8 protein-coding genes are annotated in these 18,464 nt (G+C 30.6%); 3 read left to right on the top strand and 5 right to left on the bottom strand.

Annotated features, from left to right (window positions below; translation table 11 throughout):
- Positions 1-760: 760 nt before the first annotated feature.
- Positions 761-8,113: an immunoglobulin domain-containing protein gene (locus IPP08_01825; GenBank protein QQS66938.1), complete on the bottom strand. Its 7,353-nt coding sequence runs from the start codon at positions 8,111-8,113 to the stop codon at positions 761-763.
- Between the two features lie 230 nt (positions 8,114-8,343).
- Between IPP08_01825 and ligA the strand changes: the two genes are divergently transcribed.
- A complete protein-coding gene (ligA, locus tag IPP08_01820) occupies positions 8,344-10,386 on the top strand; it encodes an NAD-dependent DNA ligase LigA (protein ID QQS66937.1) in 2,043 nt (680 codons plus the stop codon).
- Positions 10,387-10,492: 106 nt separating this feature from the next.
- On the opposite strand, the gene IPP08_01815 is transcribed toward ligA, so the two are convergent.
- Complete coding sequence (locus tag IPP08_01815) at positions 10,493-11,677, bottom strand: L,D-transpeptidase (protein ID QQS66936.1); 1,185 nt, start codon at positions 11,675-11,677, stop codon at positions 10,493-10,495.
- A gap of 254 nt (positions 11,678-11,931) precedes the next feature.
- Between IPP08_01815 and IPP08_01810 the strand changes: the two genes are divergently transcribed.
- A complete protein-coding gene (locus IPP08_01810; protein QQS66935.1) occupies positions 11,932-12,750 on the top strand; it encodes a hypothetical protein in 819 nt (272 codons plus the stop codon).
- 96 nt (positions 12,751-12,846) lie between these two features.
- On the opposite strand, the gene miaB is transcribed toward IPP08_01810, so the two are convergent.
- Complete coding sequence (gene miaB, locus IPP08_01805; protein QQS66934.1) at positions 12,847-14,232, bottom strand: tRNA (N6-isopentenyl adenosine(37)-C2)-methylthiotransferase MiaB; 1,386 nt, start codon at positions 14,230-14,232, stop codon at positions 12,847-12,849.
- A gap of 220 nt (positions 14,233-14,452) precedes the next feature.
- Between miaB and polX the strand changes: the two genes are divergently transcribed.
- Positions 14,453-16,168: a DNA polymerase/3'-5' exonuclease PolX gene (gene polX, locus IPP08_01800; protein QQS66933.1), complete on the top strand. Its 1,716-nt coding sequence runs from the start codon at positions 14,453-14,455 to the stop codon at positions 16,166-16,168.
- 55 nt (positions 16,169-16,223) lie between these two features.
- Here polX and IPP08_01795 read toward each other — a convergent pair whose 3' ends face one another.
- Positions 16,224-17,729: a hypothetical protein gene (locus IPP08_01795; protein ID QQS66932.1), complete on the bottom strand. Its 1,506-nt coding sequence runs from the start codon at positions 17,727-17,729 to the stop codon at positions 16,224-16,226.
- On the bottom strand, positions 17,726-18,298 hold the full coding sequence (locus IPP08_01790; GenBank protein ID QQS66931.1) for an RNA polymerase sigma factor: 573 nt from the start codon (positions 18,296-18,298) through the stop codon (positions 17,726-17,728). The genes IPP08_01795 and IPP08_01790 overlap by 4 nt, the downstream gene beginning before the upstream one ends.
- Positions 18,299-18,464: the final 166 nt, after the last annotated feature.

Genomic DNA, 18,464 nt, shown 5'->3' with positions numbered 1-18,464 from the left:
AATTTTAATTTTGAGTTTAGCTTTCATGTCTTGATTATTTCAAGCAGTATTTTCTATTTCTATAAATAAAATCAGACTTTTAAGAGAGAATAAAAAATTTTATAAACAATTTAATATCAATAAAAGTTTTACTAATATCTAACTCCATTTTTTCCTCATTTACTACAACTTATGATCTTTAATTACAAGTCATTTTTTTTCTATCAAATATATAAATCCTACTTTATTAGATTTAATTTTGATAAATATTATTAATGCAAAGATAATATTTATCAGTTAGAATGATTAGAAATTAAGTTGAAATCAAATAATTATTTGTTGAATTTTATTATGAAAAAATACTATTACTATTCTATTCTGTTTAATAAAATAGTTATTATTCCTATACATTTCACAAAATCTTGATGTTAAAATTCTCTAAATATTATATTAAATTTTGTGAATATTTTTCTGTTAATTTTTGAAATGTTTTCTTAAACTATAGTCATTTTATTTTTATGATAAGAATGAATCATAAGTTATTAATTTATTATAATTTAGTTAAATTATTCAATATTTAAATCTAATATATCATTAAATTTATGATCAAATTTTTTAGAAATAAATCTTTAACATTCTTGTATAATCTTTGCATCTAATATTAATATTTTTATACATTAACAAACCATATTGTTAAATTCAAGAATGCTTTTTAAAATTACAAAAAAAAGCGTCCTCCTAAGGTAGAAGAACGCTTAATTACATAAATTAATTATAAATGTTATTTAACAACCATAACTAGTTGCCTCATAATATTATCACCATCCTTTATAACTAACATATAAGTTCCACTAGCTAATTTAGAAACATCTAATACTGAGCTTCTATCATTTCCAGCAGTAACATTTTCGATGTTGAATAATGAAATTAATTCAGTTCCTTTTAAATCATAAAGTTTAATTTCAGAATTCAAATCACTTGATGTTGTAAAATCAACTTTCAAAGAGGTATTTGCTGGATTCGGAGAAAGCTTAGTAATAGAACCAGCTCCATTTGTTCCACGAAGTCCACCACGATCACAGAAATCATAAGCAGTAAACATTCCATCAAGTAATCCTAGATTCTTAACAATACCACCTTCCCAAACTGGCTGAGAGTAGAATCTTAACGGAGTTGTACGAGCATTACCAAGAAGAACAAACATTGGAATTTCTTTAATTAACCCATTAGTAGGAGGATTATTTACAACAACTTTCATAATACCTTCACCACCTTCATATCTAACTGGAGTTCCATCTTGTGGATAAAGCATTGTTCTATTAAATGCAATTTCAAATGTTACGCTTCTAATATTTGCCTCAGCCATTTTTACTGGAGTACCCGCAAATTCAACTCTTAAAGGGACTGTAGATTGATTTTTAACTTGAGAATTCATATCTAAAATTCTAAGAGCTGCTTTAGCAATTTTATCATTTCCTGTTCCTGTTAAAGTTCCAGTTAATTGAGCATCACATGGTCTATCAATATTTACTAACAGACTACCATTTTGAGTTCCATCGGTTGCAACATAACGGATTTTAATCCTCAATTCTTCACCTTTATTTAAAGTCGCAGGTAAAATTGGAGTTGTATTCATCACGATAAATGGAGAACTTGGAGAAGTTATTCCAGAAACATTTACAGGACTATTTCCAGTATTTGTAAACACCATGAATTCTTCTTTATATTCTCCAACGTTTACAGTTCCAAAATTAATTGAAGAAGTTGTTGCAGTTAAAGCAACTTTATTTACAGAAATTGAAAGTTGATTACTTACAGCATCTGGTTTACATTCATTTGAAACAACACAATCATAAGTTCCAGCATTATCAATTTTCAAATCTCTAACTTCATATATAGCAGTGTTAGCACCTAAAATAGGAGTTCCGCTTCTTCTCCATTGATAAGTAATACCTGTTCCTGTTCCATTTGCACTCAATACAAGCTTTGAATTAGTTCCTTCACAAAAAGTTGTGCCATTTGCTGAAATTGAAACTGTAGGAGGAGCATTTACTTTTAGATTAGCAACCCCACTCGCTGATGGAGATTTGCAAGGACCAGAAACTAAACAATCATAATCACCACCATCTGAAGTTTTAACTGGATTAATTATAAGTTTATCACCTGTTTGACCAGATAAATTTGCTCCATTTCTTCTCCATTGATAATTAACATTTGAACCTGTTGTTGTTACTGTAAAAGTAACCGATGACCCAGAACAAACAGACTGACTACTTGGGCTGGCTGTAATTGAAAATGGAACATTTACAGTTATAGTTGCTTTTGCACTATTTAATTTACCTTTGCAGCCTAATGTTGTTACTTCAACATCGTAAACACCAGCATCGGTTGCTTGTGCACTTTTAATTATAGAATAAGAAGGACCATTTGCTCCAACTATATCTTTACCATCTTTACGCCATTGATATGAAGCTCCACTACCAATAACCCCAATTGTTAAAGATATTGGGTCACCAACACATATTGATAAGTCACGAATATCGCTAGTTATTGCAGCTGGTTTGTTAACTGTTAATTTTGCTTTTACAGATGTTTCGTTTGGAGGACATCCACCAGTAACAACACATTCATAACTTGAAGCATCAGATGGATTAACAGAACTAATAGAGAAAGAAGCATTAGTAGCTCCTGAAATATTAACTCCATTCTTTCTCCACTGATAACTTACTGCACCTGTAGCAACTACAGTAAAAGTAGCTCTTTCACCCTCACAAACAGATACATCTATTGGCTGAGTTGTAATTTTTGCGGCTGATGTAATCGTCAGTTTTGCTGATGCATTAATGCTTGGAGTACAATCACCAGTAACTGTTACATTATAGGTTCCTGCATCGGTTGTTGCAGCATTGAATACAGAATATGTTGTTCCAGTTGCTCCTGGAATTACAGTACCATCTTTCTTCCATTGATATTGTAAATTCTGACCATTTGCTGAAACTCTAAATATAGCTGATCCACCAACACATATAACCTGATCAATTGGACCTTCTTTTAAAGATGGTGGCGTTTTAACAGTTAATAATACACCTTTACCATTAACAACTGTTGAACAAGCATTAATATAAACACATCTATAAACACCTTCATTAACAGCTTGTACATTATTAAGAGTTAAGGTTGTTGAAGTTGCACCAGGAATATCTACATAGTCTTTTTGCCATTGATATAAAATAGGAACAGCGCCACCAGCTGCAACTGTAAATATAGCTGATTGACCAGTACAAACTGACTTATCAACTGGAGATGTAGTTTCAAAAGGAGTTTGAACAACTTTTAATTGCATTGTGCTAACATCTGATGAAAGATTACAAACAGACGATTTAACAGTAACTCTATAGTATCCAGCGTTTGCACTAATCAATGAAACTATTGGGAATTGTGGTCCATTTGGTGCTCCAATAATTGGTAAATAAGGTCCTCCAACTGTAGAAGAATAAGACCATTCATAAATTAGATTAGCTGCTCCAGTTGCTTGGATACTAAACAAAATTGGTTCTCCAACACAACGAGTTAAATCAACTAATGGAACTATTATCCTTGGTTTACCAAGTACTGTAACAAGAATTTCAGTACTAATTAAAGCATCTCTACCAACAGGACTTACAACGTACCCACAAGTTCCAATTCCGGTTAAAGGCATAGTTGTTGATCCATTTGTAGCAGGACAACTAGCCAAAGGAACAGGAACAAAAATACTACAATCTGGTCCTACAGGTGCAGGAACTGCAGGTTGTGGAGTTGGATGGCAAGCACCTCCTACTAATATTCTATATCTTCCTCTATCATTTGTATCAATATTGGGTTTCAAATAATCTCTAGTAACTGCTCCGGCAATGTTTTTCCAGCACATTTGTCCTGGAGTTGAATCAAATTTTTGCCATTGGAATACTGAATCAGTTCCACAAGCTCCTACTGTCATTGCTAAAGTTGTTGCTTCACATATTTGTGGCATCTCCATTGTTGAGTTATTAACTCTTAATGTAGGAGAAGTTGAAGCAGCTGTTGTTGTTACTAACAAAGGTGGAGAAGCTGGTAATGGACTAACTGAAGGTTGAGTTAAATTCAAAGTTTTTAGAACTCTTATTGGTAATGATGCACTACATGTTGTGTAACAACCATTTGAAAGTCTCATTCTAACAAAATAGTTAGTGTTCATATTAATAGCAGTAATTCCAATACATGCAGCTCCAGCTGAAGCTGTTGTATTACAAGATACCAAAGAAAGAGTTGGACTTATTGTTAATAACGCACCCCCTATTCCTGAATTACCTAATGCAACATTACAAGGTCTGAATGTAAACGGCTGAGCTACATACGGATTTGTTGTATTCTGTGAATTCCCCATTACTGTCCAACACCAATTATCTGGATTTGGATCTCCAGGTACAACTGCACTATTTGGTCCTAATGATATATCCCAAACTGACGCCATTTCTGGTCCAGGTGCAATTGGAGTAGCACAAGGAGGAGTAGCAATAGGAACTATTGGTACTAAATCTGAAGAACTATTTGGGCAAACTCTAGAAGATGTTGCAGATACACTCGTTATAATTGGTCTACGACAAATTGTAAATGTATTATTATTTGGTAATAGATTTGGTAAAGTATCACCAAGTACTACGTTATTAGCCAAATATGCATTATCCCCAGAACGGATTCTAATTTTATAATTTTGACCACAAACTTGTCCTATTGGTACAACTGCATCACGAATTTTCCAGTCATAAGTATAACAATTATATCTAACACCAACGAATTGATCATTAGCAATTGTTGCTGGAATTGAAGTTTGTGAAGTAATCAAATCACCAGATGTTCCAGGAACTGCAACTGGCAAACCATTTGCTAATCCAGTTGAAACATCTACACCACCTGATGGTGTTATTACTAAACCAGTTGGCCAAGTTGCTCCACAATCACTAGAAAGTTCTATTTCAAATTTCTTCAAACAACCTGATGATTGCCAAGTAACACGCATGTATTGATCAACACAATATCTTGGAGAAATCAATGTTGCGTTTTGAACTAAAGGTACAATTGGTTGCGGACAATCTGCAGCTGGAATTGGTCCTAATCCAGCTGGAAGAGGAGCAACTAATGCAGGATTTGCCCGAATACTTGCTAATTGTATATCTGCTGGATAAAGCTTTGTAATAAACGCTTCATTTGCTCCACGAACTGTATTTGCTAAGTTAGGAACAGGAGTAACTGATGGTGGAGTATTATAAAATAAGCTATTCCCTGCACCACTTGTATTACCAAGAATAATCATATTTCCATTTATATCCAAGGCAACTCCATAACCAGTCTCTGGTACTGGACCGTTTACAACTGCAGGCAAAACACCACCACCAGTTCCACTTATTATAGTTGAATAACAAATACATCCTCCAACATCTAATTTAGTTGCAAATGCATCTGTATTTCCCCTTAGAGGAGCTGTATGGCGAATAACGTCTATAAAGTTTGCAGCAGAAATATAATCATCTGGAGCAGTTGTTGGAAAATCTGTTGATGCAGTTACTCCAGAAATGTGAGCTTGATTGCTAGCATCTACTCTAATGCCATAACCCGCATCATTGCCTGAACCTCCAATGAAAGTATAATAACCTATGTTAGGAGCTGCAGCTCCAGAACCGCTAATTGTAGTGTTTAATTTTACAACAAAAGCATCTGAAGGTCCATGTAAAATTGAGTTACCAATTGCGGATGTTGAACCTGGAACGCAAGGAGGGGTTGCCCAATTTAGTCCCCAATTAGATGCATTATCAGATTGACCTGTTAAATAAATATTATTAGCACCATCAATTGCTATATCATAAATTTGTTCATTACCACTACCACCTATATAAGACCAATTCATTAAAGAACCACCAGAGGTTCCACCTAAAATAGTATTGGTGTTAATTTTGATATAAAATCCTTCAGAAGTACCAAAAGTATTAAAATTATTATCTGCACCATTTGCTAAAAATATCCCATTAGGAACTATATGATTTCCACCAGTTGCACCAGCTGTATTTGCGGGCAAAGTTCCAACATTTCCCATAATACCACCAACAAAAACTACTCCATTTGAACCAAAGGCTATACCATAACCTATTTCTGGAATTAAATTGCCATAAGTTGCACTGTTTGATCCTCTTGGGTCAGATGCAAAGAATGATCCGCCAGGTGGTGATGTCAATCCAGGTATTAATGGATTTGTCATTGCTGCCACTACTGTTGTTGCAAAGAATGTTGTTGCAGCATTTCCAGCACTTGGTGCTGGGGCAGTAGTTGTGTTATGAGTAGTACCAATAAAAGTAGAATAAACTAAACCAGCAGAACCACCATTTAAATCAAGTTTACTCAAAAATGCATCATCACTTATATACCTTGTATTCAACCCTACAGTTGTAAATGAAAAATTTGGTCCTGGCATGTAAGCATTATTTGTAGTTGGATATGCAATCGGCATATTTGTCAAACCGAAAGGATCTGATAATGCTGCTCTACGACCAGCATCACCACCCGATCCATTAGTATGAGCAGTTGCAATTATTGGGTTAGCATTCGTTGCTAAGGTAGGAATTACAACATCAAAATATGTTTCACCTGTAAAAGCAACAACATTAGCGTTTGAAGGATCAATAGCAATATCATAAGCTATATCAGTTGTAGGAAGATTTCCTCCACCCAAAATATTAGCTTCACCTCGACCTCCAATAACGCTTGAATATAAAGGTACACTACCTGATGCATTTAATTTTACAACGAAAGCATCTGTTGTATTTGAAGCACCTGCAGTTGCAAGAATGCCAAAACCAGCAGGTTGGGCAGTAACAACTGAAGCACCTACACTTGGGTTATTAGTAGCTCTATAAGGTGCTAATACTGTTGGCAAGGAAGGAGCAGTTGGGAAGTTGTTAGTTGCTCCTAAAGCTAAGTTTGTTGTTGATGTTGTTCCACCACATACATAAACTTCACCAGAAGGATTAATTGCCAAACCAAAAGCTATATCAACTCCATTACCACCAATAAATGTTGCATACACTAAAGAATTTCCATTAGGTCCAAACTTTGCTACAAATGCATCATAACCTCCAGCACTATTTGCTAAAGCTTGTGGAGGATTATTATTATATGCTCCTGAAGTTGAAGGGAATGATGGATCATTTGTGCCTCCAGCAATGTAAACATTCCCAGCTGCATCAGTTTCTATATCACTATAAGGAGATATTGTACTTCCCCCTGCATTCCCAATACTTTGAGAGTACCATAGTGGATCTATTACTAATTCCTTTGATTTATCATAATTGCCCAATGAAAAAATTACTTCATTGTTATTGTTTTTCACAAATCGACAATCAATTTTTTTATTTAAACCATTCACATTTTGATATGCAAACAAACCAACTTGACGAATAGTACCTAACGATGTAGTTATTGCCAAATCGCCTTCTTTTGTTACATACAATCCATCTGCACCATCAAAATTCAAACGAACCTTAGAAGGATCTGAATTAGGTGCAACTAAGATATCGTATCTTGGTTTATTACTTTCAGCATAAACTTTAACTGAAATTCCCTTATACAAATTTTCAATTGATGTTTGAGAAAAAAGTGGAACATTTGTGGCATATTTACTTCTATCACAACCGATAAAGTAATTATGAACACCAGTTTGCTTATCAAAACCAATTACTTTTGCATCTTTTGAAGCACCAAGGAAATTCATTTTGATGATATGACCAACAGTACCACTTTGGTCAACTTTACCAGATGCAAATTTTCTTGCAATGCTTTCAGTTGATTGAGGTGTTATGTTATTATACATATCATAAACGACTCCTGTGTTTGTTACCCAAAAATTTAAGCCTTCACTTTTTAAAAGATAACGAGCTGAATTATCCCATTGTCCATTGTTCTGAATAAAAACTGGAGTTTGATGTGATTTCATATTTTCTCCAACCAATCTAGATTGTGCAAATCTAGAATCAGGAGATCCTGGAGTAAAATTTTGTGCTTTAACATTTGCAATGGTAAACAATACCATTAATAAAGTCAAACTAAGATTTAATCTTAACTTCATAAGCTTTAATAAGTTTATAATTAAATTTAATTAATTACGTAGAAATATATTTTATTTTTAATTTTTCAGTTAAGTATGTTATGTATTTTAACTTTAATTTTGAATACAATTTTGCATAAAATTACTTTAAGATACAATTTCTCACAATTTACGAACTTCAAACCTAAAAAAAAAAAACTAAACACAACTAACAAAAATTTTTTAAATACATTTAATATATAGTAACAAATATGTTTTCTAAAATTATAACTGATCGAATTAACTTTCTTAAAATTCAAATAAACATAGCAAATGATAATTATTACCTTAAAAACAATCCAAATATTTCTGATTTGGAATATGATTTGTTGATAGCTGAACTTGTAAAACTTGAAGAAGAAAATCCAGAATATTTTTCAATTGATTCTCCAACTCAACTAGTAGGTTCTGATATTACAAATTCTTTCGCGCAAGTTTCTCATAAAAGACCTATGTTATCTTTAGGGAATACTTACAGTAGAGAAGAAGTTTTGAATTTTGATAGTCGAGTAAAAAATATATTAGGTGATGAGAACTATTCCTATTCCGCTGAACTGAAAATTGATGGGGTTGCAGTAAGTATTCATTATGAAAAAGGTAAATTCTATCAAGCGGTTACTCGTGGAAATGGTGAAGAAGGTGAAGAAATAACAAATAATGTTAAAACTATAAAATCAATTCCTTTATCTATCAATAACTTTAAAGTTTATGATTATATTCTAGATGATTTTGAAATTCGAGGTGAGATTTTCATTAAAAAAAATGACTTTTACTTAATGAATTCTGAAAGAGAGTTAATTGGTGAAAAACTTTTTGCAAACCCAAGAAATTCAGCTTCTGGTACATTAAAAATGCTAGATTCCACCATTGTTGCATCAAGACCTTTATCAATGTTTGGTTATTACCTTTATTCAGAAAATATAGAATTAAAATCTCATTCTGAGAATTTAAAGATTCTAAAAGAAATTGGTGTACCCACTAATCCTCATTCTCGTGTTTGTAAATCAATATTTGAAGTTTTAGATTATTGTGATGAATGGGAAAATAAAAGAGATGAATTAGAATATGAAATTGATGGTGTAGTTATTAAAATTGATTCATTAAAACATCAAGATGAATTAGGATTTGTTTCCAAAGCCCCAAGATGGGCAATTGCCTACAAATTTTCATCAAAAAAAACAACTACAAAACTAAAAGGTATTACATTTCAAGTTGGTAGGCTTGGGACAATAACTCCTGTTGCGGAGCTTGAACCTATTTTACTTTCAGGATCAACAATCAGAAGGGCGACTTTGAATAACTCAGACTTTATTATTTTAAAAGATATTCGAATTGGCGATACAGTTGTTATTGAAAAAGGTGGAGATGTTATTCCTAAAGTAAGTGAAGTTGTAATTTCTGAACGTAATGTAAATTCTATTCAGTTTTCTTTTCCAACACATTGCCCTTGTCATTTTGAAACATTACTAACAAGACCCGATGGTGAAGTAAATTTTTACTGTGAAAATCCAGATTGTCCAAGTCAAATTAAAGGAAGAATATCTCACTTCTCATCTAGAGCAGCACTAGACATTGAAGGTCTTGGTGAAAAGGTTGTTGATCAATTTGTTGAGCTAGGATTACTCGAAACTTATGCAGATATTTATGATTTAGAAAGTAAAAAAAAACAGATTTTAGAATTAGAAAGATGGGGTATAAAAAGTATTGAGAATTTGTTAAATGGCATTAATGAAAGTAAAAATAAACCATTTGCAAAAGTATTATTTGCATTAGGTATTAGGCACGTAGGTTCAACTGTAGCTAAAATTTTATCCTATGAATTCGGTTCTTTAAACTCGTTGATTGAAGCCACGTTTGATCAATTAGTTTCTACCAATGAAATTGGGGTGAAAATTGCTGAATCAGTAATTAGATTTTTCTCAAATGATACTAATATTAAAATTATTAATAGACTTAAAGAAAGTGGACTGAATTTTGAGAATGAAATGAAAAAAAATATAGATTCTATAAATTCTCCTTTCTTTGGGAAGACTATTGTTTTAACTGGAACTTTAATGCATTATTCAAGGGAAAAAGCTTCAGCACTTATTGAAGAATTTGGAGGTAAAACAAGTTCAAGTGTTAGTAAAAAAACTGATTTACTTATTGTAGGATTAGATGCAGGTTCAAAACTTATAAAAGCAAATTCTTTAGGTGTAAAAATTATCACTGAAGATGTTTTTAAAAATATGATTGAAGGATTAAAGCCAAATTAGTTTTTGTATCATTAAGTTTATGAATTTTGTCAAAGCTATTATTTAATTAAATTTAAAAACTCTATCATCAATAACAATTCCCTGTTTTTTTTAAATTTGCAATTAATTAAGGTTGAATAACTTCAGGTATTGAATCATCATCTTGAGCACCAATAATAATTTTAGGCTTAGGTAATTTACTAATAATTGATTTTTTATTTACAAATAAATTATCTAACCAAACAATACTAGATTTACTACTCAACTTGTTATAAATCCTTAAGTTATCTGGTAGCTTTTGAGCTGGAATTTCTACTGCTTTACCAATAGGCATACCCCATCTAACTCTTTGTGGGGATTTATGTACTATTCTTGGAATTGGATTAGTCCAATACTCTCCTTTCATTAGCATATTATACCTGTCTAACCCAAGTTTGCGATTGTAAACAGAGGCACTATCAATTAAAATTGCATTCATTGTGTCAGATTTATCACAGAATGCTACAACTCTTGCTGGCTCACCATTATGGACTTTTATGATTGACCCTTCATGAACTAAAGAGTACATCTCTTTAATCTCATTTCGAGCCATTCTGATGCAACCATGTGAAGAAGGTCTTTTACCAAGATTCCAATAATAACCACTTCCATCTAACCCATGAAAACCAACTCCACCTTGAACTCCAATCCAAAAATGAAGTTTTGCATTATGAAACTGCTTGCTCAAAGCCATTGGAGTTTTATTTTGCACTGTAAAAATTCCTGAAGGTGTTGCCATTCCACCACTTATGTATGGTGTACCACTTGAAATCAAAAATTTATTCTTTGTACCGTCTCTATTAATTACAGTAACTGTTTGATTTGAGAGATTTACATCTAAATACTCATTTCCTGTAGTGTAAATTGTATCTCTAATAGGTAACCTTTCCATTACTAACGGTGCTAAACTAACCCCACTATATAATTTATTTTTTGAATTAATAGACTCATCACTAATAGCCAAAGATTTAGCAGCTTTATGTTGGGTTTTATTTTTTTCTGAAACTAAAGTTTTGCTTGTATTTAATGCTCTACTTATGGCAGTTTTATCACCTTCACCAGAAATTAGATTACTTACAGTATTTGGTTTAAATACTGCAATTCCTGCACTGCTGAGCAGGACACATAAAATTGCAATTGCTCTCATATTATAAGTTTTACTTTTATTTTCAGACAAAACCTTCAAATCTGTTTCAATTTTTTCAGGTAATTCAATCTGAATAGAATCTAGATTTTTATCATTATTAATATTTTGTTCAAAGCCCTTGTTCATGATATTATAATGAGTTACAAATAAATGGAAAACTTTTCTTTGGAAGTAATTCAAATTATTATCTGTTACAAAAAATTATTATTTGTGAATAATTAAATTTTTTTAATAAAGATTAATTAATTAACTTGCAAAATTATGAATTAAGTTTTGTTAGAATACTTTTTAATTTATTTAGTTCAAAATATTTGATAGATTTTTCTTGTTCAAATTAAATTTTCAACATTACATGTAATTTATAATACTTTATTACTTTTATGGCATCATTCTCTTACCTCTTAAGTTCACCGTCACAACCGACGGATGTAAATGATTACTTAATAAGACAAAGTCAGACAATTTCGTTTGCTTGTGCATTAGCTGTTTCTTCTTCTAATTCAGAATTGATTTCTAATCCTACAAGCTGTTATTTCAAAACAAAAATTTCTGATGCAGTCTCTTTTGTTGAAAGAGCGATTGCTGCTTGGAGTTATAATTCTTACTTTAGAGACGTATTTGGTAGTATTGTTGTTTTTAAGGATTGGTTAAAATCACTTCCTATTGATTCAGTATTATATTTGAATATTACTGAACTAATTTTGAATTCTCCAACACCACAAGAAGATATTACTCAACTAAGATTGCTTTCAAGCAAAATGGAAAGGGCAATAAAAGAAATTGAAAGTAAAAGCTTTACCATTTTTCTAAAAGAACTTAGAAAAGTTTCTTATCCATTAGTTAATGTTCCTGTTACTGGTGATAGAGATAAGGATAACGAAATTTTACTTTCTGAAATTAGAGGAGGTACTAACACTCCAGAAGAAGAATTAGCTTTGCAATTAATTGGTATTGATAAAAATGGAAAGTTATTGAAAGCCGCACTTGATTCTACAAAACTTGTTAAAGATGATGTTGATATTGATAAAAATTCAATAAATTCTAACGGAGAATTATCAATTGAACCAGAATTTATATTAACAACAACTAATATGAAAAAAACTCTTAAAGCACTAAAAGACTCAGGTTGTTTAGAGATTAATAGTTCTAAGGAGGGATATTTGTTAAATTTGAATGGTACAGTTTTTGAATTAAAATAAAATTTTGAACAATATAACAAAGGCACATTAATAATTAATTAAGGTGCTTTTTTTTTTATACTAACTAAAAATTAATTCTTTTCTCCAAATTAAATTTTAATTGCTTTGCATTAACTCAAGTGGGATAAATTTAGGAGTACCATCACTATTAACTGTACTTCCAAAAAGTGTTGCTGCATTACCACGATTTATTTTTACATAAGCAAACTCTCCAATTTGCTCATCTCCTTTTGGAAAGATTACTATCTTATTTGAATCAGTTCTGCCCCTCCATTCGTTAAAATCTTTTTTGCTCTCACCTTCAATCAAAACCAATTCTATTTTACCCACAGTTTGATTGTTTATTTCATCAGATATTCTTCTTTGTAATTCAATTATCTCATTTAGTCTTCTAGTCTTAACTTCTTCTTCAACAGTATCTCCCATTGCCCAGGCTTTTGTATTTTCTCTTGGTGAATATTTAAACATAAAGGCACCATCGTATCTAACTTTTTTAACAAGATCTAATGTTTTTTTATGATCATCTTCATTCTCTGTTGGGAAGCCAGCTATTATATCAGTTGATAATGATACATTAGGAATGATATTATAAATCCTCTCAATTCTTTCTAAATAATGTTCAACGGTATAAGTTCTATTCATTAACTTTAACACTCTGTTTGATCCTGATTGTACTGGTAAATGAATATAATTACAAATGTTATTTTTTGATGCCATTGTTTCAATCAACTTATCTGACATATCTTGAGGGTGGGAAGTTGTATACCTTATTCTAATATTTGGATTTATATCTGCTACCTTTGAAAGTAAATCTGCAAAATCGTTTCCTTCACTTCTGTAACTGTTCACATTCTGACCTAACAAAGTAATTTCTTTGAAATTATGGTTAGACAATTCTTCAACCTCTTTTAATACTGAAGTCATAGTTCTACTTCTTTCACGCCCTCTAGTAAATGGGACTACACAAAAGGTACAGAACTTATCACAACCTCTCATAATAGAAATCCACCCTGATATCCCTTCGGTTCTAACTGGTGTGATATCATCATACGTTTCAACTCGCGATAACTTTACAGCAATTCCTTTCTGTCCATTAAATGCTTCATTTACTAAATCTGGGAGAGCCCTATATTCATCAGGACCAATAACAATATCAACAACGTCTTCAACTTCCAACAAATCTCTCCTCATTCGTTCTGCCATACACCCAAGTACACCAACTACTAGTTTAGGATTCTGTTTTTTATAGAATTTGATATTTTTTAATCGACCATGAATTCTTTGTTCTGCGTTATCTCGAATTGCACAAGTGTTAATCAGTATTACATCTGCTAAATCAATTTCATTAGTTTTTTCAAATCCATCCTTACCCATTACAGAAAGTACAATTTCAGAATCTGATTCATTCATCTGGCAACCGTAGGTTTCTATATATACTTTTTTACTCTTTTTATTAATTATTGAAAGGTTATATAATTCCATAATACTTGTTTTTTGTTTGAATTTGCAACTACAAAACTAAGTGATTTTAATCGAATAGAAGCTCAATCAATTTACTGAATTTCTTCTTAGAACCTAATATTTAAAATGAAATATTAAAAACAAAATCAATTTTATTCAATTCTTAATTTACTTAGATAAATTTAATGTTCAAGATATTTTTTAGTTTCTTTAATTTTGTTTCTCAAATTACAAAACAATTATGACTTCAAGAGAGTTATCAGATATACTTTCAGAAATGGAAACTTTATTAATTCTTCATGGTGAGAATGAATTTAAAGCAACAGCATATAATAGAGCTTCAAGGGCTTTATCTATGACTCAAATTGACATACAACAAGCAGTAGAAAATGCAACCCTCCTTTTAATACCTGGCATTGGTAAAAGCATTGCTGGTGAGATTGCTGATATTGTAATTAGTGGAGAATCTGTTCAATTAAATAATCTTTTAAAAAAAACTCCGTCGGGTATATTAGATATTTTAAAGATTCGAGGTTTAGGAGCTAAAAAAGTTAAAACTTTGTGGAATGAACTCCAAATTGAATCAATTGGTGAATTAGAATATGCTTGTATGGAAAATAGAATCTCAACTTTAAAAGGATTTGGAATAAAATCCCAAAATAAAATTCTTGAAGGTTTGAATGATTTGAAGAATAATTCAGGAAAATTAAGGTTGGATGCTGCTACAGTAATAAGTGAGTTACTTTTAGAAAATTTCTTGAAAATTCAAGGTGTTATTCAATGCTCAATAGCTGGATCAGTAAGGCGTGGAGCTGAAGAAGTTGATTCTTTAATATTTGTAATTGAATGTGAAAACATAAGCAATTTTATTGAGAATTTATCTAAATTAGAAAATGTTACGGATGTTCAATCTAATTTGAACAGCTCACATTTTATTTTAGATAATGATGTTAAAGTTAAAATTCGATTTGCTGAAAAAGGTAATTTTTATGGGGTACTTCATGGTTATACCGGAGCAAGCGATTATTATTTCATGATTTCAATTCCTTTGAAAGATCATGGCTTTGACTTAAAGGATGATGGTATTTATCAAGATAATTTATTGATAAAAATTAATTCTGAAGAAGAGATTTTCTCTAAAGCAAAAATGCAATTTATCATTCCAGAATTAAGAGAAGGAATTGAAGAAGTTAGATTTGCTATAGATAATAAAATCCCAGAAAAATTTATTACTCTTGATGATATTCAAGGAATGTTTCATGTTCATTCCAACTGGAGTGATGGTGAAAACAGTTTAGATGAAATTGCAAACCATTGTGTTAAAAATAATTGGAAATATATTTTATTATGCGACCATTCAAAAGCAGCTTTTTATGCAAATGGTTTAAATGAAAAAAGATTATTAGAACAATCTAAAGCAATTGACGAAATCAATAAAAGATATGATCCATCAGTTTTTAAAATGCTAAAAGGTATTGAGTGTGATATACTAAGTGAAGGTAGAATGGACTTTGATGATGATGTATTAGCTAGCTTAGATTCAGTTGTTGGCTCAATTCATAGTATTTTTAATTTAAGTAAAGAAGCACAAACTGACAGGCTTTGCAATGCATTAGAAAATAAGTATGTAACTATATTAGGGCACCCTACTGGTCGTTTAATTTTGTCTAGAAAAGGTTATGATATAGATTTTCAAACTGTAATTGATACTGCTGCCAAAAACAATAAATCAATCGAACTAAATGCAAGTCCATATAGATTAGATATGAACTGGCGAATGATTAAATATGCTAGAAAAAAAGGAGTTAAAATTGCAATAAATACTGATGCTCATTCTATTAAAGGTTATGATGTTTTGAGGTATGGAATTACTATGGGTAGAAAGGGATGGTTAACTAAAAATGACATTTTAAATTCAATGACTAAAGAGGAATTTTTAAAGTTTGCTAAAAAATAAAAAAAGCCAAAAGTTTTTTTGATTGGCTTTTAAAATTGCTTAATTTGCAATTCTTTTAGAATCCAGTTTCAATTCCGCCATAAATTCCTTTTGAACTATTTGGAGTAATATTATTTTTGCTAAAACTATGAGCAAATGTACCAAAAGATCCAATTGTAATAGTGAAATTTTTAGAGATATTAGCTGCTAAATAAAGTCTAATATTACCGATCATTGCATTATCAGTTCCACCTATTGCAATTCTAGAACAACCATCAACAAAACTTAGCAAATTAAATTTTCTATCATAAAAAATTGCACCATAAGTTTGTTGTGATGTTTTGATACTTGAATTACTTTTAAGTATTGGAGCAATCATATTGTCAAAAGATACCTCATTTAAAAGTACTTTATCGTTATTTGAATATTGATCTTCATCTCCTGAAAATGTTTTTATAGATTTCTTGCTATAACCTCCAATTTTATTGTTAGATAAGTTGCTTGAAGGTATATTTGCATTGATTCCTCCAACTTCTATTCCAAGTCTGTCAGATTCTGAAACATTTAGTGAAACATAATAAGAATTTAAATTATTATTTTCATCTGGTGTAAAATTCACACCGAATGAAATATGTTTGATATCTTTAATTAAATTTTGATTAAGTAAGTTAACAGAATTATCATTGTCACGATTTATATTAAGTAAAGAAATAATTTCTTCTTTATTTTGAATAATATAATCGGTTATATTAACATTTTCATTTAAAACATTATTAGCAATTATTCCAGAATTCGAATTGTTTGAATTTAAATTACTTCTATCATCATTAAAATTAACATTGTTAAAATTATCAAATTCAGATTTTAAAATTACATTATCTGCAATTTTCTTACTAACATTTACAATTGATTTGTTATTAGTTTTATATTTATAGATTTTCGAAACATCATGAGTATTAGTTGTAAACTTATTTGAGTTGTAATTAGAAAAAACAGTTTTATTTTTGAATAGATTTATTGCATTATTTTTTGAAATTGAATTACTGAATTTATGAGATTTATCATTAATTAAACTTCCTTTGATTTCAATATCTTGAGAAATATCTTGAGTTCTAATATTATTGAAATTTAAAAAGAAATTTTCTGGAGCAATTGAGTTAATAAATATGAAAAATATTATAGTAGTAAAAGCGACTGCTAACTTGGTGTTATGGGTTCTGGTCTTTTGAATTTTAATATCTCCAATAAAATTACTCAACCCACTTATTGAACTTGAGAATTTCAAATTATTTTCTTTCAATTTTGAATCTGAAATTAATTCTATTGGAACAATAACTGGTTTGGCTTTTTCACATTGAGCGAATAGATCTGAAATCTTTGCTCTAACATTTTCAGTAAAATCTTCTGGAGTTTCAATACTCAAAAGATCGTCTCTTAACATAGATCTTAATTCAAGGGTAGAACTAAACAAATAACTTGCTTCTGGAGAATTTTCGATAGTCTCCTTAAGTTTGTTAATTTCTGAAGTAGAAAGTTCACCACTAGTATAACGTCTAATTATATTATCATAATCTATTTTCATTTTTTATCAAATTTATAATCGTTAATAATAGGTGTAAGAATTTCGCGTAACAAATTTCTAGCTCTAAAAATTCTTATTTTAACAGTCGAAATAGAAGTTCCAACAATATCAGCAATTTCATTATATGTATAACCTTCATATTCAAAAAGAACAATAACTTCTCTAAAATCTTCTGGTAATTGAATTAAGGCTTTTGCAACATACTCATGCAAAAAAATATCATCATAAGTATTGTTTATTGAAACATCTACAGAAGAATGCTCGAACTCAACATTTATTTTTCTATTTCGCTTCATATTTAAGCATGTATTTCTTAAAATTCTGAAGAACCAGACCATAAAATTTTTACCTGAAAATGAATTTCTATGTTCATACATCCTCATAAAACCTTCTTGAAAAGCATCTTGAGCTAATGTTTGATCTGATAAAACTCTGAAACAATAAATGTAAGCCTTTTTTTTATACCTAGTGAATAACTGATTAAATGCAATAGTATCCCCATCTTGAGCCAAAGCAAATAGTTGCTCATCACTCAATTTATTATAAAGGATATTTGATTTAAAATTCATTATTCCAAAGTTAATGCTTTGTTTCAATTTTTAGTTTAAACTTCAATCATTAATTGCTATTACTAATTTACACATCTATTTTAAATAAGTTACAAGTCAAATGTTGTTGTTAGTTAAACTCAGTTTAATATCAAATTTATTTTTATAATTTTAATATTGTTGATTT

Source organism: Chlorobiota bacterium, assembly GCA_016700335.1.
In the GTDB taxonomy this organism is placed as follows: Bacteria; Bacteroidota; Ignavibacteria; order OLB7; family OLB7.
The sequence above is the reverse complement of the archived record's forward strand: the minus strand, read 5'-3'. Positions and strand labels throughout refer to the sequence as shown.